Raw genomic sequence first — 19,301 nt, 5'->3', positions numbered from 1 at the left:
GGGTTTGGGTGATCTGCTTCGACGCATGCGCCGAATCGTCCAGTACCGTTCGTGGCGCAAGGAGCCAGGTATCATCGAGGTTCACGACAAAGCCCGCGTTGACTGGAAGGCGATTATCGAGACGGGTCAAGGCGGACGGGTCGCGATCGGGAGCGGTACCGCTCTCAGTGCTCATACCATGTTGCTGGCCTATGGCGGCGAAATTGTCCTCGGGGAAAATTGCTCGGTCAATCCCTTTTGTGTCCTCTATGGCCATGGCGGCCTGCATATCGGCAACTATGTGAGGATCGCCACGCATTGCGTGTTCGTGCCCGCGAACCATATCTTCGAAGATCCCGACAAGCCGATCGCCCGACAGGGTTTGACCACCAAAGGCATCCGCATCGGCGATGACGTGTGGTTCGGAGCCGGGTGTCGGGTACTGGACGGTGTCGCAATCGGGCGGGGGGCCGTTATTGCAGCAGGCTCGGTTGTCACCAAGGACGTTCCGCCCATGGCGATCGTGGCAGGTGTACCCGCCCGAACGATCGGAAGTCGCGCCGCCAAACCCGCCAAGGCCTCATAAGCGTGCTCGCCCGATAGGTCGGACGAAATCCGAGGTGTAGATTCCGAGTGAGGCGTCCTTCTAGCGCGTCGTCGTTGGAGACGGTGACGATCTCGTCATAGGCGACGTCGGGGGCATGGGCCGACAGGAGCTTGGCATGGACAGCGCGGCGGGTTTCTCATCCAGTGAAGCGAAATCGGCACGTCCGCTGGACGTGCCGAGCGCTATGCGTCGCGACGGCATCAGGCCTCTTCCAGCCATACTTTCTGGAGATCCATCTGAAAGGTCTGGTGAACGCCGTAGTTTTTCACCTTGGCGTTGGTGTGGCTGAACAGCTTCTGCCAGAACGGCTGGATGATGACACCGGAATCCTGCAGAATCGTCTCGAGATCCTTCATGACTTCCCGCCGCTTGTCCGGGTCGATGATCGACAGCGCCTCCTTCAGCTTGGCGTCGAACGCCGGGTCGGAAAAGGCGCTCTCGTTCCACGCCTCGCCGGTGCGGTAACCCAGCGCCAGGATTTGGACGCCGAGAGGACGCATGTACCAGATGGTCATGGAATAAGGATACTTCGTCCAGTCGTTCCAGAAGGTCGATCCCGGCAGCACCGTCCGTTTCACCTTGATGCCGGCTTCGCGCAATTGTGCGGCAATGGCATCGCCGGTGCTCTTCTGCCAATCGTCTTCGATCGTGATCAGCTCGTGCTCGAAATCGGCCTGGCCGGCCTCCTCCATGAGCTTCTTGGCGCCGGCCATGTCCCGCGTCTTCTTGGGTAGCGGGTAGTATTCCGGATGAATCGGGCTGACATGGTGGTTCTCGCCCACGTCGCCGCGTCCGTTATAGCCGAGCTGCAGCACCACATTGTTGTCGACCGCCATCTGCAAGGCGTTGCGCACCCGCTTGTCGTCATAGGGCTTGTGCGTGACGTTGGTGCGCGCCACGAGGGTCGTTGCCGTCGCCACCTCGGATTTGGTGAGGCCCAGATCGTCGAGTATGTCGATGAAATCGGCCGGGGTCTCGAAGTTGATGTCGATCTCTTCGGATTCGAAGGCGTTGACGGTCGCCGAGAAATCCGTCCCGTAGTCGATGAATTCGACGGAATCGAGCAGAGCCTCGCCAGCCCACCACTTGCCGTTCTCACGCCGTTTGACGACCGCCTTCGAGCCGACATCGTAGGAGACCAGCTCGAACGCGCCCGTCCCGATCGGCTTGCCGATCGGATCGTCGCCGGTGAAGCTGCGATGAACGATCAGCGCGGGATAATCGGTGAAATTCGGGATGAGAGAGATGTCCGGCTCGTTCAGCTTGAGCTTGACCGTATGATCATCGACCTTGGTGATAGCCCCGTCCTTGGCCTTCCCGGTCTGCTCGTCGATCAGGGCTCCGACGCGGGCAGCCATCGAATTTCCCGGAACGTCCTTTTCGCACCAACGGTTCAGATTGAAAGCCACGTCCTCCGCGGTGAAGGCGTCGCCGTTGGTCCACCTGACGTCCTTGCGCACGTGAAGTACATATTCCGTCGCATCGTCGTTGACTTCCCAGCTTTCCAGCAGCACCGGCTCGAAGGTGAACTCGCGCGTGTAGCTGACCAGCGGCTCGAGCCAGGTGCGCGAAATATTGGCAAGTTCCACCCAGTCGTAGGTGCGAGGGTCCTTTTGGCCCTTCACGGCCATGGCCACCCTCAAAGTGCCTCCCTTTTTGCCCTCTTGCGCCAAGGCTTTCGATGGAGCCGCAAGTCCGATCATGCTGTAGGCCAGCGCCGTCGAGGCGCCCATGGCACTGGCGATGGCAAGGAATTCGCGCCTGTCCACGTGCCCAGCCCTAGCTCCCGCGGCCATCTTTTCGATCGCGCCCGGTACCCGGTCACCATTGCTTCTGAAGAAACGCATTTACACCTCCCTGTTATCGCTGCGTTGTTCTTATCGATGTCCGATGTCCGGGCTCGATCGCTTCCTACAACCTCATCGCGTAGCGGATCCCATCGTAGATCGCGGCGTGGATGTTGCGCGAGGCGACGGCATCCCCGATGCGGAAAAGCGTGTAGCCGCCCGTCTGCTTGCGCGGAAACACCTCGCCGCCATTCACGAGCGCTTCGTAGTCGACGGCACCGAGATTCATCGAGGCGGGCCTCAGGGCGAGATACAGGTCCTCGAGCGGTGCGGTGCCGTGCTCGACCACCACCTGGTCGATGCGGCGCTCGTCGCGCCACCCCTTGGCAAAATCCGAGCTTAGTGTCGCGACGAGCGAATTGCCTTGCCGACGCACGGCACTCACGCGCGTGTTGATGGTGACGCGCACGCCTTTCTCGTGGAACGCCCGCATGTAGGGCGCGTGGTTCATGCCGCCCATTTCCGGGGCAAAGAACCGCTCGGGCGAAACCAACTCCAGCCTCGCGCCGGCATTGGCGATGAGCTCCGCCGCACCCATGGCCTGGTGTCCGCCATTGTCGTCATAGAGCAGCACGTTCTCTGCCGGCTTGACGGCACCCGAAAGAATGTCCCAGCTCGACACGACGAGATCGTCGCCGGCTTCGAGCGGAGGATTCTGCGGCAGTCCGCCCGTCGCGATCACCACGACATCCGGCGACAGCGCTTCGACATCCGATGCTTCGGCCCAGATATCGTACCGTATCTCCACGCCGAGCCTGTCAAGCTCGGCCAACCGCCAGTCTACGATTCCGATCAGTTCGCGCCGGCGCGGGTTCTGCACCGCCAGCCGGATCTGCCCTCCGGCCTGTCCGGACGCCTCCAATGCCGTGACCGAATGGCCGCGCTCGGCGGCGACGCGTGCCGCCTCGAGCCCGGCCGGGCCGGCGCCCACCACCACGACCTTCTTCAACGGCCCGTCTGTGCGCGTCACGACATGCGGGATCGTCGCCTCGCGGCCGGTAGCCGCATTGTGGATGCAGAGCGCCTCGCCGCCCTCGTAAATGCGGTCGAGGCAGTAGGTTGCTCCGACGCAGGGGCGGATGCGGTGTTCCTCGCCTCGGGTTACCTTCGCAACGATATGCGGGTCGGCGATGTGCGGCCGGGTCATGCCGACCATGTCCAGCTTTCCCTCTGCGATGGCATGGCGCGCGGTGGCGACATCGGCAATGCGCGCGGCATGAAAGACCGGGATTTTCGCCGCCGCGCGCACATCTCCGGCGAAATCGAGATGCGGAGCCGAACGCATGCCGGTGATCGGGATGACGCCGGTCAGCGCTGCGTCGGTGTGAATCATGCCGCGGATGATGTTGAGGAAGTCGAACTTGCCGGATGCGGCGAGCCGCCGGGCGATCTCGACGCCTTCGGCCTTCGAAAGTCCCTTCTCGACATCCTCGTCGGCCACCATGCGGATGCCCACCACGAAGTCGTTGCCGACGGCCGCACGGACCGCATCGATGACGCGGAAAGTGAAACGCAGGCGGTTGTCGAGCGAGCCGCCGAATTCGTCGTCGCGGAGGTTGGTCAGCGGCGACCAGAACCCGTCCATCAGATGTCCGTAGGATTCGAACTCGATGCCGTCGAGGCCGGCCGCCTGGCAACGTTGTGCAGCCGAGGCATAGTCCGCCACGATGCGATCGATGTCCCAGTCCTCCGCTGTCTTGGGGAAGGCCCGATGGGCGGGCTCGCGCACCGATGACGGTGCGAGGACCGGCAGCCAATCGGCCTTGTTCCAGCCGGTGCGGCGGCCAAGATGGGTGATCTGGATCATCACCTTGCAATCATGTTCGTGGCAGGCGTCCGCCAATTCGCGCAGCCAAGGCACGATCTCGTCGCGGTAGACGTGCAGGTTGCCGAATGCGGCCGGACTGTCTCGCGAGACGATCGCCGAGCCGGCGGTCATCGTAAGGGCGATGCCACCCCTTGCCTTTTCCGCGTGGTAGAGGCGGTAGCGTTCCTTCGGCAGCCCGTCTTCCGAATAGGCCGGCTCGTGGCTGGTCGACATGACCCGGTTCTTGAGCACGAGGTGCTTGAGCTGGAAAGGCTGAAGGAGCGGGTCGTTCGCGGCGGCAGTCATGATCGCTCCCCCTTGCCAACCCGCTCGAGTGTTTGTGAACCCTTGTCCATCATCGGTCGGCCGCTGCTCAATTCACCGTATCCGGCAACCGCTCCTCGCGCCGCGCGACGAAGTCGCCGAGACCCTCGGCAATGCCCTCGTCCAGTTTTGGTTCTTCGTAATCGCCGAGCATGGCGCGTGCTTTCTCGCGACCGCGCATGTCGTGGTCTTTCGCGCCTTCGGCATTCCATTGTTCAAAGGAATTGAAATCCATCAGGCTCGGCATGAAGAAGGCCGACTCGAAGTGGTCGAGCGTGTGCTGGGTGCCGAGGAAGTGGCCGGCGGGGCCGACCTCGCGGATCGCCGCCATGGCGTCCTTGAAATCGTCGAAGGAAAGTCCGCCGGCATATTTGTACCAGCCGACCAACTGCTCGCAATCGGTCGCGAACTTCGAGTAACCGCAGGTCAAGCCGGCCTCGAGCCATCCGGCCGAGTGCCAGATGTAGTTGGCGCCCGCCAGGATTGCGGCATGCATCAGCATGTTGGCCTCGTAGCCCGCCTGGGCGTCGTTCAGTTTCGACCCGACGTGGAAACCGGACGTGCGCCATGGCAGCTGGTATTTTCGCGCCAAGGCCCCCATCAGATACATCATCTGAGCGGCTTCCGGGGTGCCGCCCATGGGAGCGCCGGTTTTCATATCGACCGTGACCATGAACTGCCCATAGATCTGCGGCGAGCCCGGCCGCACGAGCTGGGTGAATGCCACGCCGGCCAGCGCCTCCGCATTGACCTGCGCCACCGCACCCACGGCCGAAGCCGACGTCGACGCGCCGCACAATGCGAAAGGCGCGAGGATCAGCGGCTGGTTGTGGCGCGCGTACACTTTCATCGCATCGAGCATGGTGGCGTCCCAGACCAGAGGCGAATTGCAGTTGGTGATAGAGACGAGGACGGGATTGTCCTTCACGAAATCCTTGCCGAAGACGATGCTGGCCATCTCCATCGTGTCTTCCGCACGGTCCTTGGACGTCACGATTCCCATGAAGGGCTTGTCGGAATGCTTCAAGGCCGAATGAACAATATGGAGATGACGCTTCGGCACCGGAATGTCCATCGGCTCACAGATGATCGAACTCGACGAATGCAGTGCCGGAGCCATGTAGGCGAGCTTATGGAAATTATGGAGGTCGGTGAGTGTCCCGTATCGACGGTTATTGTCGAGATCGCGCACATAGGGCGCGCCATACATCGGGACGAAAACAGAGTGAGTCCCGCCGACGCGGACCGTGCGCTCCGGGTTTCGAGCGGTGAGCGTAAACTCGGATGGGACCTTCGAAACGAGTTCCATCAGCAAGGCGCCGTCGATACGGACCCGTGTGCCGGTGATATCGGCTCCGGCGGCCTTCCAGATCGCGATCGCTTCGTCGTCGCGGAACTCGCATCCCACCTCTTCGAGAATGTTCAGCGATTCCTGATGGATCAATTCCACGGCTTCATCCGGGACCATCTGATAAACCGGAATCTTTCGAACCAGCGTCGGAAAGGCGACGATGGGGGCACTCCGCAGCGCCTTGCGCCCCAAGCGTCCCCCTCCGCGGCGGCCACCGACGCCCTGACCCGCTGCCGTACTCGCCTGCGACATGCTCATCCTCCAGCACTGGCCTGCCGAAAAATGAACGTTCCCCAACGACAGGTTCAAGCGAATAAGCAGCCCGTGTCGATTGAGCTGAGCTCAATCGACGGTCAGCAACCAGTCCTTCAGGATTTCTGCCTGCCGACTCAACGGGCGGTGTGCGCTCCAAGTCACGAAAAAGGACTGAGGTGCGACGATCTCCGCGTCGGTCAGCCGCTCCAAGTCGCCGGACCGGATCAGCGGCCCGACGAGGCTCGCCCACCCCAATGCGACGCCCTGACCGCTCCTCGCCGCTTGCAGCGCTATGACGTAACTATTGAAACGTCTGACGTTCAAGCGCCGGGGCGACGCGCCCGCCTCCCGAAAAAAACTCGCCCAGGTGGTCCAGGTCCAATCGACACCTTCGACCGAAAGGAGCTGCAGCTCGGCCAAATCGTCCAGTGAGCGAACAGGGTGCTCGCGAATGAAATCGGGGCTTGCTACCGGAAGGATCCGGTCGTCGTACAGCTTGGCTGCGATCTCGCCCGGCCACTCGCCGTCACCATACCGAATCCGAAGATCGACATCCGGGCGGTCGAGGCCATGAGGATGGTCGGAGATCAGGTGATCTATGACGATGTCCTGATGGCTGTTCCAGAACACGCTGAGCCTCGGCATAAGCCATAGCTGCGCAAGCGCCATGGTACTGCCGATGGTGACGTTCAGCGCGCCCCCCATCCGGACCTGCTTGAACGTTGTCGCCATCCGCTCGAATCCCTCGCGCAAGGCGACCGCCACCGTTTCGCCCTCGCGGGTGAGTTCGAGCGCCCGGTGCCGCCTGACGAAGAGCGGCCCACCGAGTTCTTCTTCCAGCATCTTTACCTGCTTGGACACAGCGCCGGGCGTGACGTTCAACTCCTCGGCGGCTTTGGTGAGGCTCAGGTGTCGCGCGGCTGCCTCGAAAGCTGCGAGCGCATTGAGCGAGGGGAGGCTGTAGTATCGGCGAACCATGGCACTATCGGTCAGGTTGCACTCGGCAGCTCGCAGTGAGCCACGGTCTTCCATGTCGATGGGATTCTCGGGTGGGTCGGATGCTGCCTGTCATCGGCTATGCTCGTTTCAGCCATTAGGCACAGATACTGACTCGTCGTGCAATACTCGCCCTGAGGACATCGAATTTTGAGCTGACGTCAGCCCAAACCGTGAATCGGCGGTCCAACGTCCGCACGCCGGTTGTCGGGCAGCGGCCACGGTCACCGGATCGCGCGGATCGCAGCCTCGAGGCTGCGATATTCACCCATCTTGGGGGACGCCTTGGATGATGAAATGCGCGCAATGCATGGAAAGCTCGAAGAGGGGCGGTGCTGGTACGGGTTCGGCCCCTTCGTCCTGCCCCGTTGGGTGGGTTGCCCACACGTCATGGAATGGATCCTCGGGTCACGTCGCCATCGCTTCGCTCGGCGCCGGCCCGAGGATGACGACTCCAGTAATGGCCTCGCCAATCGGCAACGTTGCCGGTTTGCGGGCAACGCCCCCACCTCGTCATCCTCGGACCCGAGCGCAGCGAGGTGATCCGAGGATCCATTCCATTCCGTGTCGGCAGCCCACTCAACGGTGCAGAGCGAAGTGGCCGAACGGCAGCCACAGCAGCCATCATTCGATCCACGCCGGTTTTCTCGTGGGATGCGGTCGCGCTCTGTCGCGCTACGTTAACGCTATGGCGCCGAGAACATCATTCTCATGCGGGTGAGGCCCGCCTTTTCGATATGTTGGCGTGCTGCTGCCTCCGCTGCGTCAGGGTCACGATTCTCGATGGCATTGAGGATCGAGCGATGTTCCCTCAACGCCTCCGCTGGCCTGCCAGGAGCTTCGAACGTCGTCCCTGGGAGCAGAGCTAGGTGCGTCCCGAGCTGGGATAGGGATTTCGTCAGATACCTGTTGTGAGCGCTTTCGTGTATCGACTGGTGGAACAGGCGATTGAGCCTTGCGTAGGAGTGTGGCACGTCTTCCGCTTCGGAAGCGTCCAGGATCTCCTTCATCACAGCGATCTCACCGGCTGAAGCATGCTGGGCCGCCAGCCGGGCGGCGGCGCCTTCAAGCGTCGCCCGGATCGAGTACAGCTCACGCACCTGCAACTTGTCGAGCTGCGCCACCATCATGCCGCGCGATGGCGCGATGACAACGAGGCCTTCGCTCGACAGCCGTCGCATCGCCTCACGAATCGGCGTGCGGCTGATATTCAGCATCTTGGCCAGCTCATTCTCCCGCATGCGCTGTCCCGGGCGCAACTCGCCGTTGCTGATCGCCTCCAGAAGCGTGCGGTATGCGAATTCGGCGCGCGACACCTCCTCGCTCAGTCGTTCGTCTTCATCATCGATCCATGGTTGCAAGGCCGCCTTCGTCGTCAAAGCCTGGATTCCTGTTCCCGCGTGGTTGTTCGGATTTATCTGACCGATAGCCGATTCTTTTGTCTCGCCCTGTCCAGCCCCAACGAAATGGACGCCTGTCATTTATCACACGATAGCCGACTTGACACTCGTGTGCAATTGTATACCAATGCACGCAATGACGGGATGGAGGAACCGGCGATGATAGCCTCTTGCAGCCAGACTGAGATGAAAGCTCGCACATGAGCAGCATCCGGCTCGAAGTCGTAACCAAGAGCTATGGCGGGGTGAGAGCCGTGTCAGATCTCAGCCTTTCCATCTCGCCGGGAGAGTTTGTGACGCTGCTCGGCCCTAGCGGATCGGGGAAGACGACGACCATGCGCATGGTGGCGGGGCTCGAGAAGCCGACGGAAGGGATCATTTCCATCGGAGGCCAGATCGTCAGCGACGGCCGGACTTTCATCCCCACCCATAAGCGCAAACTGGGCATGGTGTTTCAGAGCTATGCGGTCTGGCCGCACAAGACTGTCACCGAGAATGTTGCCTTTCCTCTGAAGATGCGTGGCCTGTCGCGGTCGGACCAGCTCCAGAAAGCAGCTCGAATGCTGAAGCGGGTAGGCCTTGGTGACTACGGCGAGCGTTACCCGTCCCAGCTGTCTGGTGGTCAGCAGCAACGCGTCTCTCTCGCCAGAGCGCTGGTGGCTGAACCCGAGGTGATTCTGTTCGATGAGCCGCTTTCGAATCTTGATGCGCAGCTGCGGGATTCGATGCGGGATCTCCTTTCCGAACTCCACAAGAGCATCGGCACGACGTCGATCTACGTCACGCATGACCAGTCCGAAGCCATGGTCCTATCCGATCGCGTCTACATTATGAGCGACGGCAAGTTGAAGCAGAGCGGCACGCCGGAAGATCTCTACGAGCGGCCGACGAGCCGCTTTGTCGCGGACTTCATCGGTGCGGCAAATACCATGGCCGTCGATATCGTCGATTCGGCGAAGAAAAGCGTCAGGCTGGGCAGCCAGGAACTGCTCGTCGCAAGCATCGAGCCAGCCACGTCCTCGCCCACGCTTGTGGTGCGGCCGCATCGGATAGGCTTCGCGACTGACGGCCATGGCCAGAACGTGCTGCCCGGAACGGTCCGCACCGCCAGCTATTTGGGCGATCGGATGCGCTATCAGGTCGACCTGGAGAGCGGCGACGGCATCACCGCCGAGACAACCGCAACGGCATGTCGGGCAAAAAGCGGCGAAAAGGTGCGCATTCATTTGCCGCCAGAACATTGCATCGTCATCTGAGGGCGCCATGACAGTTCAGGCCAGCCAGCTTGAAGACAATTCGCGCGTGATTGCTGCTGCCGAGAGGCCGCTCACGCCATCCATCGACGCGGTTCTTGCTCGCGCCGCCAGCACGTGCCCCGAGGTCCCCGCAGTACGGGAATGGGGGAGCGGACGCGCGCTGACTTATGCGCAGCTCGATGGGGCGGTGTCGTCGCTCGCCCGTTGGCTGAATGCCTCCGCCGACCTCGCTCCCGGCGCCACGATCGCCGTCCACCTGCCGAACTCACCCGAGTTCCTGATCGCCAAGTTCGCCGCTTTCAGGGCGGGAGGTGTCGCCGCCTATGTCAATTTTCGCCTTTCCGCGACCGAAGCCGCGCGCCAGTTCAAGCTGAGCGGTGCGCACGTGGTGGTCACGACGGCGGAAAAAGCGCGGATGTTCCGAGAGGATGCCGCGCTGAAGGACATGCGCTTTGTGCTGAGCGACGGAGGTGCGCCCCTGAGCGACAGTCTCGCCGAGATCATTGCATCGTCGTCGTCCCGTTTCTCAGCCCAGCCAGGTCACGAACGAGGCGACGCCCTCATCCGATTCACATCAGGTTCGACGGGTATGCCCAAGGGCGTGATCGTCACGCATCGCGCCTGGCTTCTGCGAGCTCTGTCTATCCTGTCGGAGGAGATCAGGATCGTCCCGCAATCGACGACGTTGGTTCTCGGTCCGCTCTCGCATCAGGCGGGGTTGTTCGTCCTACCGACTTTCCTGCGCTGCGGCACCTTGCTGCTGGTGGACAAGTTCGACGTCGATGTCGTCGCTACCATTCTGAGCCAGGAGAGGATTTCCTGCTCCCAGATGGTGCCGACAATGCTCGGCATGATGATGGAGGCTCCGAAATCGCGCGAGGCCCTGCGCCAAGCCGGACTTCATCAGCTTGTCTACGGAGGATCACCCATCAGAGCGTCGCTCGTGGACGAGTTGCTCGACCTCATGCCCGAAACGGAGCTGGTCCACGGCTACGGATCCCATGAGGGCGGCTCGATCACTTATCTCGATGGTGCCGGACATCGCGATCCTGCCGCCCGCCACAGCGCGGGGCGGCCATTCCTTGCGGCCCAGATCCGCCTCGCGCGGGCCAATGCAGATGGGGTGGGCGAGATCGAGGTGAATGCACCTTGGCTGCCGCATGCCAGGTTGACCGAAACCGGCCGGCATCCGATCGACACGCCTTGGGTCGCCACGGGAGACCTGGCGGAAATCCGCGACGGCTACGTCTTCCTGAGGGACAGGCTGAACGACGTGATCATCTCGGGCGGCTTCAACGTCTATCCCGCGGAGGTCGAACGAGCGATCGATGCCTCCTCGGCGGTTCGCGGATCGGTCGTCGTCTCGGCCCCGGACGACCGTTGGGGGGAACGAGTGGTCGCCTTCGTCGTCCCGCGCGATCCCCAAAGCTTCGATCCAGAGGCGCTGCGCCTGCACTGCCGCGGCCTGCTCGCCGGCTACAAGGTTCCAAAGGATATTTGCGTCGTCGCTGAGATCCCTCTGAATGCTAATGGCAAGCCAGACCGGCGAAGAATGAGCGATCCGCTCTGGGAAGGGCGCTCGCGCCGGATCAACTAGTTCGAACGACAACAACATCGGGAGGCCGTTATGATGAAATCCGTACTAGCTGTCACCGCGTTCGTCGCGATGACCCTCACTGCGCCGGTCCAGGCGCAGGAGAAGCTCACCATCACGCCTGAACTTGTGAGCGCGGCCGAGCAGGAAGGCGAACTGACCCTTCTCTACAGTTCGCCGCTCAACGCGATGCAGGCCTTCGTCGAGGATTTCAACAAAGCATATCCGAACATCACGGTTAATCTCGAGCGCAAGGCAGGCTCGGCCGGCGTTCAGATGCTGCTCGAGGAGAGCGCTGCCGGGGTGCACAGGATCGACGTGTTCCAGGGCACCGATACAGGCGCCAATGCCATGGTCGTCAAGGAGAAGCTGCTAGTCCCCGTGCAGCCGCAAGAGGTGGACCAGTTTCTGCCGAGCGCGCTCGTCATGGCGCCCGACCTCTACTATCCGGACCGGAATCGCTCCCTCATCATGTACAATCCCAATTACGTGACGGAGGAGGAGGCGTCCAAACTCCAAAGCTGGGAAGGTATCCTCGATCCGGCATTTCGCGACAAGATCAGCCTGGTCGAGCCGACCTTCGGAGTGACGCTCGCGCCGCTGCTCTACATCATGGAAACGCCGTCGCTGGGCGAGGACTTTCTGCGGAAGCTGAAGCAGCAGAATCCGACGATCTTCGTCAACACAGCCCAGGCGCGCGACGCCGTGATCTCCGGACAGAAGCCCATCTCATGGGGCGCACAATGGGAGAGCATTGCGTTCAGCGAATTTGAACGTGGCGCGCCGATTCGTTTCGTCTATCCGAAGCCGACTGTCGAATATGGCACCAATGGCTGGGGCGTGCTCGCCAATGCGCCACATCCGAATGCAGCCCGGCTGTTCTACGCGTGGAGCGTCGGCCGCGATGGCGCAGCCGCAATGCAGGGCCCTGCTTACAATAGCCTGCCGGCGCTGAAGAATGTCGAGGACGGGCGCGCGATCGTTTCGAAGCTCAAGGGCGAAAGCTGGTTCAAGTTTCCCGAGGAGGTCTGGAATCCGAACATCGAGAGCTGGGTCGCGAACGGCACTGCGTACCAGCAGACCTGGACCAAGATCATGAAGTCCGCGAACTGACGGTCGGAAGCGGCGGCAATCATGAAGTCACACACCTCTGCATCGAATGGTTCGGCTCGTTGGCTGCTGCTGATTGTGGTGGTCTGGCTGGCCGGCATGCCTGTCGCCGCGCTTCTCTTTGGCTCAGTCCGGACTCCCGATGGCGGCTTTTCCACGGTTTATCTGGAGCGGGTGTTTCTCAGCGGTTCATATACTCGCGCGCTGATTTCCACGCTCGAACTGGGCGCCTATGTCGGAATCGCTGCGACGGTTCTCGGCACGATGATCGCCTGGATCATGTCCCGGATGCGGCTGCCTGGTGGACAGGTGCTGGAGATCGGCATCATGGCGCCGATCTTTATCTCACCGTTCATCGGCGCCGTAGGCTGGATCACACTCGGCCAACCGAATGCGGGCATGCTGAATGCCGTGCTCCGCAGCGTCGGCCTGCCGGAGATCAACATCATCAGCTACGGCGGCGCCGTTTTCATAATGGCGCTCTTCTTCGTGCCCTATGCCTATGCGCTATTGCGGCACTCCATGGACCGGCTCAATCCGGAGCTGGAGGAGGCTGCCGCTATCAGTGGTGCCGGCACGCTGGCGACGCTGAGACACATCGTCTTCCCCCTGCTTTGGCCCTCGTTGCTGTCGGCGGTGATCATCATCTTCATCCTGGCGGCCGAGATGTTCTCCATCCCCGGGCTGCTGCTGGTGCCTTATGGCCACGAAGTCCTGTCGTATCTGATCTATGCCAAGACTGCTCACTGGCCGATCGACCGCTCCGAGGCATCCGCCATCGGGTTGATACTGCTGCTGGTGACGATCGTCGGGATGTTGCTCTACGGGCGTTCGGTCAAGCTCCAGGAGAGGTTTATCACCGTTGGACCGAAATCGCCCCGTCTGGGCGAAGTGGAGGGCTTCTCGGCGAAAAGGACGATCGGTTTCCTGATCGTGAGCCTCTTCATCCTGCTCAGCTGCGTTCTGCCTGTCGCGGCGATCGCCGTACGCGCCATGCTCCCTTACTTCTCCGGGACCTTCAATCTCTCGGATTTCACGCTGTCGAACATACAGATGACCTTCTCGGATCGGCTGGCGCTGGTATCGCTGCGCAACAGTCTCATCGTGACCGCGGTTTCGACCGTGCTGCTGCTCACGCTGGCCTTTCTGATCGCGCTCGGCCGCGTGCGTTACAAGGACAGGGTATCGACGCTGACCTGGCTTGTCGCCAGCATCCCGATCGCCGTTCCTGGCGTCCTTGTCGGTGTCGGACTGATCTGGCTCTACATCCGTACGCCCCTCTACGCGACAATCTATGTGATCATCCTGGTCATGCTGGCGCGGTTCCTTCCGGTGCTCGTCCGCCTGTTCGAGACTGGACTGCTTCAGCTCGGCAAGGAACTGGATGAGGCGGCCCGCGTCTGCGGGGCCTCGGAGACGACGATAACGCGCGAGATACGGTTGCCGCTGCTCGCCGGCACGCTGCGCTCGGCAATGACGATCGGCGGCACGCAGGTCTTCAATGAACTGACGGCGTCGGCGCTGCTCTATACCAGTGCATCCAGCGTCCTGCCGGTGGTCATTTTCAACTACATGTTCGACGGCGACTATTCGCGTGCCACGGCGCTCGCCCTGCTTCAGGTCGCCATCATCGCCGCCGCGCTCGCATCGTTGGCGTTGATCTCCTTGGCTTGGCGCCGGCTGCGCGCACCGCGTCTGGCCTCTTCCGCAATCCCAGTTCCGCAGATGAGTTGAGAAAATGTCCCTGACATCAAAACGCAAAGACAGCGTCGCCGTCGTTGGGGTCGGGATGACCGACTTCGGCAAGTTGCCGGACCACGACGCGACTTCACTCGGCATCTGGGCATTGCGCGAGGCGGCGGCGGATGCCGGTGTGACGCTTGCCGATATAGATGGGCTGGTGGTCCATCGCCTGACCGACTACCAGAAATTCGTCCAGATCACGAACATGGCCCCGCGTCTGCTGACGGCCAATCCAGGAGCGGGGCGCATGCTCGGGGGCTCCATGCAGATCGCGGTGCAAGCGATCCTGTCCGGCATGGTGGAGACCGTGGCCGTCGTCTACGGCAATGATGGAAGCACCGCTGGCGCACGCTACGGCGGCAAAGGCGACAAGTACGGTACCGGCGCGGAGCAGCTCTGGTTTCCGTATGGAATGACCTCGCCGGGCGCGATCCATGCGATGGCGTTTCAGAGGCATGCGGCGCTCTATGGCACGACCGACGAGCAGCTTGCCGAGATATCGATGACCTTTCGACGTCACGCCGCGCTCAATCCCAAGGCCGTGATGACGAAGCCGCTGTCGTTGGACGACTACATGGCGGCTCCCTTCATCTGCGAGCCCCTGCGCCGCCTCGATTATTGCCTGATCAATGATGGTGGCGTCGCGATGATCCTGACCAGCGGAGAGCGGGCCCGAGACATGCGGCAGAAGCCCGTCTACCTCCGCGGCATCGCTCAGCTTTCGCGGCTGGCGAAAGGCGAACTGCCAGACGATTTCGGCTACGAAACGATGCAGCAGGTCAGCGGCCGTGTGCACGCAATGGCCGAATTGTCCCGCGACGACGTCGATGCGCTGATGATCTACGACAATTTCACGCCGACCGTGATCTTCACCCTCGAAGGGTTCGGCTACTGCGAGCGTGGCCAGGGCGGGGAATATGTCCAAAGCGGGGTATTGAGGCTCGGCGAACGTTACCCCGCCAATACCAACGGTGGCCATCTCTCTGAAAGCTACATGCAGGGCTGGTCGTTGAACGTCGAAGCCGTCAGGCAGGTTCGCGGCGTGCTTGGAGAGCGCCAGGTGCCCGGTGCCCGGAACGCTCAATACCTCCAAGGCGGCCCGCTCAGCACATCGATCATCTATGCGAAGGAAGCCAACTGATGTCCTACGCCAAACCGCTGCCTCGTATCGACGATCACAGCCGCCCCTTCTGGGACGCGGCCAAGGCAGGCTATCTCATGCTGCCGCGCTGCGACGCGTGCGGTACGTTCCACACCTATTTCGAGCCCTGGTGCAGCAAATGCGGCCATGAGGGCGTGCATTGGGAGCGCCTGTCGGGCCGCGGCCGTATCTGGGCCAATTGCCGCTTTCACAAGGTCTACTTCCCGGGTTTCGAGACGGACGTCCCCTACAACGTGGCCATGGTCGAGCTCGAGGAGGGCTGCCGGCTTGTAACCAACATCGTCGGGCTGGAGCACGGCACGCTGGACGAGATGCCGATCGGCATGGAGGTCAAAGCGGTCTTCGACGCGGTGACGCCAGAGGTGACGTTGGTCAAGTTCGCCTCGGCCGAGGCTGCGCGCTGATGAACGCCTTCACTACGGTCGACGCGCCTGCTTGCGTCCTTGGCGAAGGCCCTATGTGGTCGGATCGCGACGAAGCGCTGTATTGGGTCGATATCGTCGCCAAGCGGATCTTCCGATTTCGTCCGTCCGATGGCGACGTTGCCATTCGCGAACTTCCATTCGCGCCGAGCGCGATCGTGCCGCGCAAGGCCGGGGGCCTCCTGCTGATCACCAAGAAAGGCATGGCCATTCTGGAGTCGTTCGAGGGCGCTTTGGAAAGCATTGCGGTTCCGATGATCGACTTCACCAGGGAAGTCTTCAACGACGCGGCCTGCGATCAGGCCGGGCGGCTTTGGATAGGCACACGCGACATCAACGCCAAGGAGGCGAAGGGGCGGCTGTATCGCATCGATGCCAATTTCGACGTGACCGCTCATGCGGACGGTCTGGTGATCTCCAACGGCATTGCCTTCAGTCCCGACGGCAGGACAATGTATCACGTCGACAGCCGACCAGGTCGCGTCGATGCCTATGACTACGATCCGGACCGAGGCACGATAGGCGGTAAACGCTTCTTCCTCGATTATGCTCAGCTTGGCACTGCCGGTCGGCCGGACGGATGCACAGTCGATGCCGAGGGCGGGCTCTGGGTGGCGGAGGTCGAGGGCGCGCGTCTTGCACGCTATACGCCGGACGGCCGTCTCGATCGTGAGGTGATCTTGCCCGTGTCCAAGCCGACCAGTGTCATGTTTGGCGGCCCCGGCCACCGCACGCTCTTCGCCACCTCGATGCAGTTCGGTCTGTCCCAGGCGGAGCTCGAGGAACAGCACCTGGCTGGATGCCTTTTTGCGCTCGACGTCGGCGTTGCCGGCCTGCCGGAGCCACTGTTCGCGGGGACCCGGCCGGCGGTTCCCGCCGCAGCTGGCGTGTCGGACGCGCCTCGGGCGGCATCCTGAGGAGGTGGCGGTGTTGGACTTGCAGACGGACTTCCAGAACTTTCTTTCCGACGGATGGAGCATTATCACCGATGACGGGTTCGTCGGACTTGTCGGCCCATTCTTCTATAGGGAAGGCGAAGACGGGCTTCGCTTTTGTTTCCCGACCCAGCAAAAGCACAGCAACCGCAATGGCTTCTGCCAGGGTGGCGCGCTGATTACCTTCGCCGATCGCGCTTTGGGCATTTCGACACGCGCTGCGACGGGCGCCTCCAGGACCGCAACCCTGCAACTCGACGTCCACTTCATCGATTCGGTGAAGCTCGGAGAGGTTGTGGAGCTGGTGCCCGAAGTCGTTCGCGCCACGAAGCAGATCGTCTTTCTCACCGCCCGTCTCACTGTCGGGGCTCGCACCGTAGCCCTGGCCAACGGGGTCTGGAAACGATTGGCGGATGCGGTACCGCCGCCGGACGAGGCGACACCGAACAATCTGGTCTGAGCCGTTCGGCCGTCGATTCGGGCCTTGTTCGCGAGTGCCGAAGACGTTGCCGATGATGTGTGCAACTCCATGCGAGGGAATGGAGCATGAAAATCGATGTTGTAGTGGTGGGGGCGGGCAATGCGGCGCTCTGTGCAGCGCTTGCCGCCGAAGAGCAGGGGGCAAGCGTGCTGGTCCTGGAGCGCGCGCCCCAGGAAGAAAGTGGTGGTAATAGCCGCTTCACCGCCGGAGCGATCCGCTTCGCCTATCGTGGCGTCGAGGACCTGCTGGAGGTCATGCCGGAACTGACTGACGAAGAAATCGCCCGAACCGATTTCGGGACCTATACCGAAGATCAGTTCTTCGACGACATGTTCCGTGTCACGCGGTATCGGTCCGATCCGACCTTGTGCGAGCTACTGGTGCGCCGAAGCTTCGAGACCATGAAATGGCTGCGCGGCAAAGGCATCCGCTTTCAGCCGATCTATGGGCGGCAGGCATTCAAGATCGACGGCAAGTTCAAATTCTGGGGCGGATTGACGGTGGAGGCCTGGGGCGGGGGCCCCGGCCTGGTCGATAGCGAGACGGAGATCGCTCGCTCCAAGGGGATCGAAATACGGTACGGCAGCCGGGTCACCAGCCTGCTATGTGATGGCGACAGGGTGACCGGCGTGCGGGTTAAGGCCGGCGGTCGGCTTTACGACGTGGAAGCCAGCGCCGTTGTTCTCGCGTCCGGCGGCTTCGAGTCCGATCCGGAAATGCGCACGCGGTATCTCGGCCCCGGCTGGGAGCTTGCCCGCGTCCGCGGCACTCGCTTCAACAGCGGCGACGGCATCAAGATGGCACTTTCCATCGGCGCCGCGCCTTTCGGCAACTGGTCGGGCTGCCATGCCGTGGGCTGGGACTTCAATGCGCCCGAATTCGGCGACCTCGCAGTCGGCGACGGTTTTCAGAAGCATTCCTATCCATTCGGGATCATGGTGAACGCCGAAGGGCGCCGCTTCGTCGATGAAGGCGCCGATTTCCGCAATTACACCTACGCCAAGTACGGCCGGGTCATTCTGGAGCAACCCGGCAATTTCGCCTGGCAGATATTCGACCAGAAGGTCGTCCATCTCCTGCGCGACGAATATCGCATCAAGCAGGTGACGAAGGTGAAGGCAGACACGTTGGAGGAACTGGCGGCCAAACTTGAGGGTGTCGACGCGAAGGCGGTGATCGAGGAAATCCGGCAATACAATGCCGCGGTCTCCCAGGACATCCCATTCAACCCGAACGTGAAGGACGGTCGTGCAACCATCGGCCTTGCGGTCAACAAGACCAACTGGGCGAACACGATCGAGGAGGGGCCTTTCGAAGCCTATCAGGTTGGCTGCGGCATCACCTTCACCTTTGGCGGCCTGCGCGTAACCGAGAACGCACAGGTGGTTGATGTGGACATGATGCCGATCGAAGGGCTCTACGCCGCGGGAGAACTGGTTGGCGGGCTATTCTACTTCAACTATCCGGGCGGCACGGGCCTCATGTCAGGCGCGGTGTTCGGGCGCATTGCCGGCACTGCCGCGGCGAGTTCGTTGGCGGGCCTGGCGGAAACGAGAGCATGATCCGATCAGGATCATGCTTACAGCAATTCCAGGAAAAGTGGGACGCGGTTTTCCGTCCGGAGTTGCGTAACGAGATAGCGCATTTCCGTGGTTCGAAGGCAAACGGAAATGCCTTAGGGACAGCGGCCCGCCCTGGCGGCTTTGAGCACGGCTTGTTCCTGTCTGAGGCGCTCGATCCTGGCAGTCTGCCTGTCCTGCAATCTTGTCTTGGCTCTGGCCCCGCCTGGGATCCAGAACGGAACATTAATGTTCTCGCGAGTGATCGCCGCTCGGCCGATGCCGTTGGCGGTATCGGCGATACCATTGTTGAGTTCGATGCAATTCATTGCCTGATAGTTGGCGGAGTGGGACCTGCTGGACCCCAGCGAGCCACAGCCGGTAAGCGCTACCGTCACGACGAGTGCAATCCACAAGGGGCCGCAGGATAGAGAACTCATATATGGCAGCGTAACAGGGCTCGCCTTCCTATC

Annotated in this window: 16 protein-coding genes; 10 read left to right on the top strand and 6 right to left on the bottom strand. The window is 61.9% G+C overall.

Translation table 11 applies throughout. The features are described 5' to 3' along the window. Nucleotides 1-4: 4 nt before the first annotated feature. Complete coding sequence (locus tag ACCO56_RS17585; protein WP_433642097.1) at nucleotides 5-565, top strand: acyltransferase; 561 nt, start codon at nucleotides 5-7, stop codon at nucleotides 563-565. A gap of 221 nt (nucleotides 566-786) precedes the next feature. On the opposite strand, the gene ACCO56_RS17580 is transcribed toward ACCO56_RS17585, so the two are convergent. The 5 genes from ACCO56_RS17580 to ACCO56_RS17560 all read right to left on the bottom strand — a co-directional run bounded on the left by ACCO56_RS17580 (nucleotide 787) and on the right by ACCO56_RS17560 (nucleotide 8,545). Then, entirely contained in the window at nucleotides 787-2,433 is a 1,647-nt protein-coding gene (locus ACCO56_RS17580) for an ABC transporter substrate-binding protein (RefSeq protein WP_433642096.1), read from the bottom strand. 64 nt (nucleotides 2,434-2,497) lie between these two features. Continuing rightward, the gene (locus ACCO56_RS17575) at nucleotides 2,498-4,546 is read right to left on the bottom strand and encodes an FAD-dependent oxidoreductase (protein ID WP_433642095.1); all 2,049 of its coding nucleotides are present in this window, start codon (nucleotides 4,544-4,546) and stop codon (nucleotides 2,498-2,500) included. Nucleotides 4,547-4,613: 67 nt separating this feature from the next. Further along, a complete protein-coding gene (locus ACCO56_RS17570) occupies nucleotides 4,614-6,167 on the bottom strand; it encodes a trimethylamine methyltransferase family protein (protein ID WP_433642094.1) in 1,554 nt (517 codons plus the stop codon). A 90-nt stretch (nucleotides 6,168-6,257) separates the two neighbouring features. Next, a complete protein-coding gene (locus ACCO56_RS17565) occupies nucleotides 6,258-7,202 on the bottom strand; it encodes a LysR substrate-binding domain-containing protein (RefSeq protein WP_433642093.1) in 945 nt (314 codons plus the stop codon). A gap of 650 nt (nucleotides 7,203-7,852) precedes the next feature. Then, nucleotides 7,853-8,545: a GntR family transcriptional regulator gene (locus ACCO56_RS17560; protein ID WP_433642092.1), complete on the bottom strand. Its 693-nt coding sequence runs from the start codon at nucleotides 8,543-8,545 to the stop codon at nucleotides 7,853-7,855. 221 nt (nucleotides 8,546-8,766) lie between these two features. Between ACCO56_RS17560 and ACCO56_RS17555 the strand changes: the two genes are divergently transcribed. The 9 genes from ACCO56_RS17555 (at nucleotide 8,767) to tcuA (ending at nucleotide 18,831) form a co-directional block, all read left to right on the top strand. After that, entirely contained in the window at nucleotides 8,767-9,822 is a 1,056-nt protein-coding gene (locus ACCO56_RS17555) for an ABC transporter ATP-binding protein (protein ID WP_433642091.1), read from the top strand. A 7-nt stretch (nucleotides 9,823-9,829) separates the two neighbouring features. Then, entirely contained in the window at nucleotides 9,830-11,419 is a 1,590-nt protein-coding gene (locus ACCO56_RS17550) for a class I adenylate-forming enzyme family protein (protein ID WP_433642090.1), read from the top strand. A 30-nt stretch (nucleotides 11,420-11,449) separates the two neighbouring features. Further along, nucleotides 11,450-12,529, top strand: a complete 1,080-nt coding sequence (locus tag ACCO56_RS17545; protein ID WP_433642089.1) for an ABC transporter substrate-binding protein — start codon at nucleotides 11,450-11,452, stop codon at nucleotides 12,527-12,529. Between the two features lie 21 nt (nucleotides 12,530-12,550). Then, entirely contained in the window at nucleotides 12,551-14,260 is a 1,710-nt protein-coding gene (locus ACCO56_RS17540; protein WP_433642088.1) for an ABC transporter permease, read from the top strand. 4 nt (nucleotides 14,261-14,264) lie between these two features. Next, nucleotides 14,265-15,410, top strand: a complete 1,146-nt coding sequence (locus ACCO56_RS17535) for a thiolase family protein (RefSeq protein WP_433642087.1) — start codon at nucleotides 14,265-14,267, stop codon at nucleotides 15,408-15,410. Continuing rightward, nucleotides 15,410-15,835: a Zn-ribbon domain-containing OB-fold protein gene (locus ACCO56_RS17530; protein ID WP_433642086.1), complete on the top strand. Its 426-nt coding sequence runs from the start codon at nucleotides 15,410-15,412 to the stop codon at nucleotides 15,833-15,835. The genes ACCO56_RS17535 and ACCO56_RS17530 overlap by 1 nt, the downstream gene beginning before the upstream one ends. Then, nucleotides 15,835-16,770: an SMP-30/gluconolactonase/LRE family protein gene (locus ACCO56_RS17525; RefSeq protein WP_433642085.1), complete on the top strand. Its 936-nt coding sequence runs from the start codon at nucleotides 15,835-15,837 to the stop codon at nucleotides 16,768-16,770. The genes ACCO56_RS17530 and ACCO56_RS17525 overlap by 1 nt, the downstream gene beginning before the upstream one ends. A 10-nt stretch (nucleotides 16,771-16,780) precedes the next feature. Continuing rightward, entirely contained in the window at nucleotides 16,781-17,248 is a 468-nt protein-coding gene (locus ACCO56_RS17520; RefSeq protein ID WP_433642084.1) for a PaaI family thioesterase, read from the top strand. Nucleotides 17,249-17,334: 86 nt separating this feature from the next. After that, complete coding sequence (gene tcuA / locus ACCO56_RS17515; protein ID WP_433642083.1) at nucleotides 17,335-18,831, top strand: FAD-dependent tricarballylate dehydrogenase TcuA; 1,497 nt, start codon at nucleotides 17,335-17,337, stop codon at nucleotides 18,829-18,831. A 113-nt stretch (nucleotides 18,832-18,944) separates the two neighbouring features. Here the strand turns inward: tcuA and ACCO56_RS17510 are convergent, their stop codons facing one another. Further along, a complete protein-coding gene (locus ACCO56_RS17510) occupies nucleotides 18,945-19,268 on the bottom strand; it encodes a hypothetical protein (RefSeq protein WP_433642082.1) in 324 nt (107 codons plus the stop codon). Nucleotides 19,269-19,301: the final 33 nt, after the last annotated feature.

The organism is Mesorhizobium sp. 1B3 (genome assembly GCF_050958605.1).
In the GTDB taxonomy this organism is placed as follows: Bacteria; Pseudomonadota; Alphaproteobacteria; order Rhizobiales; family Rhizobiaceae.
Note: the sequence above shows the minus strand (reverse complement) of the source record. Positions and strands in the feature narration are given on the sequence as shown.

Excerpts from the sequence above, each read along its gene's own strand:
- ACCO56_RS17580 (WP_433642096.1), bottom strand. The coding sequence starts at position 2,433 with ATGCGTTTCTTCAGAAGCAATGGTGACCGGGTACCGGGCGCGATCGAA.
- ACCO56_RS17575 (WP_433642095.1), bottom strand. The coding sequence starts at position 4,546 with ATGACTGCCGCCGCGAACGACCCGCTCCTTCAGCCTTTCCAGCTCAAG.
- ACCO56_RS17570 (WP_433642094.1), bottom strand. The coding sequence starts at position 6,167 with ATGTCGCAGGCGAGTACGGCAGCGGGTCAGGGCGTCGGTGGCCGCCGC.
- ACCO56_RS17565 (WP_433642093.1), bottom strand. The coding sequence starts at position 7,202 with ATGGAAGACCGTGGCTCACTGCGAGCTGCCGAGTGCAACCTGACCGAT.
- ACCO56_RS17555 (WP_433642091.1), top strand. The coding sequence starts at position 8,767 with ATGAGCAGCATCCGGCTCGAAGTCGTAACCAAGAGCTATGGCGGGGTG.
- ACCO56_RS17550 (WP_433642090.1), top strand. The coding sequence starts at position 9,830 with ATGACAGTTCAGGCCAGCCAGCTTGAAGACAATTCGCGCGTGATTGCT.
- ACCO56_RS17545 (WP_433642089.1), top strand. The coding sequence starts at position 11,450 with ATGATGAAATCCGTACTAGCTGTCACCGCGTTCGTCGCGATGACCCTC.
- ACCO56_RS17540 (WP_433642088.1), top strand. The coding sequence starts at position 12,551 with ATGAAGTCACACACCTCTGCATCGAATGGTTCGGCTCGTTGGCTGCTG.
- ACCO56_RS17535 (WP_433642087.1), top strand. The coding sequence starts at position 14,265 with ATGTCCCTGACATCAAAACGCAAAGACAGCGTCGCCGTCGTTGGGGTC.
- ACCO56_RS17530 (WP_433642086.1), top strand. The coding sequence starts at position 15,410 with ATGTCCTACGCCAAACCGCTGCCTCGTATCGACGATCACAGCCGCCCC.
- ACCO56_RS17525 (WP_433642085.1), top strand. The coding sequence starts at position 15,835 with ATGAACGCCTTCACTACGGTCGACGCGCCTGCTTGCGTCCTTGGCGAA.
- tcuA (WP_433642083.1), top strand. The coding sequence starts at position 17,335 with ATGAAAATCGATGTTGTAGTGGTGGGGGCGGGCAATGCGGCGCTCTGT.
- ACCO56_RS17510 (WP_433642082.1), bottom strand. The coding sequence starts at position 19,268 with ATGAGTTCTCTATCCTGCGGCCCCTTGTGGATTGCACTCGTCGTGACG.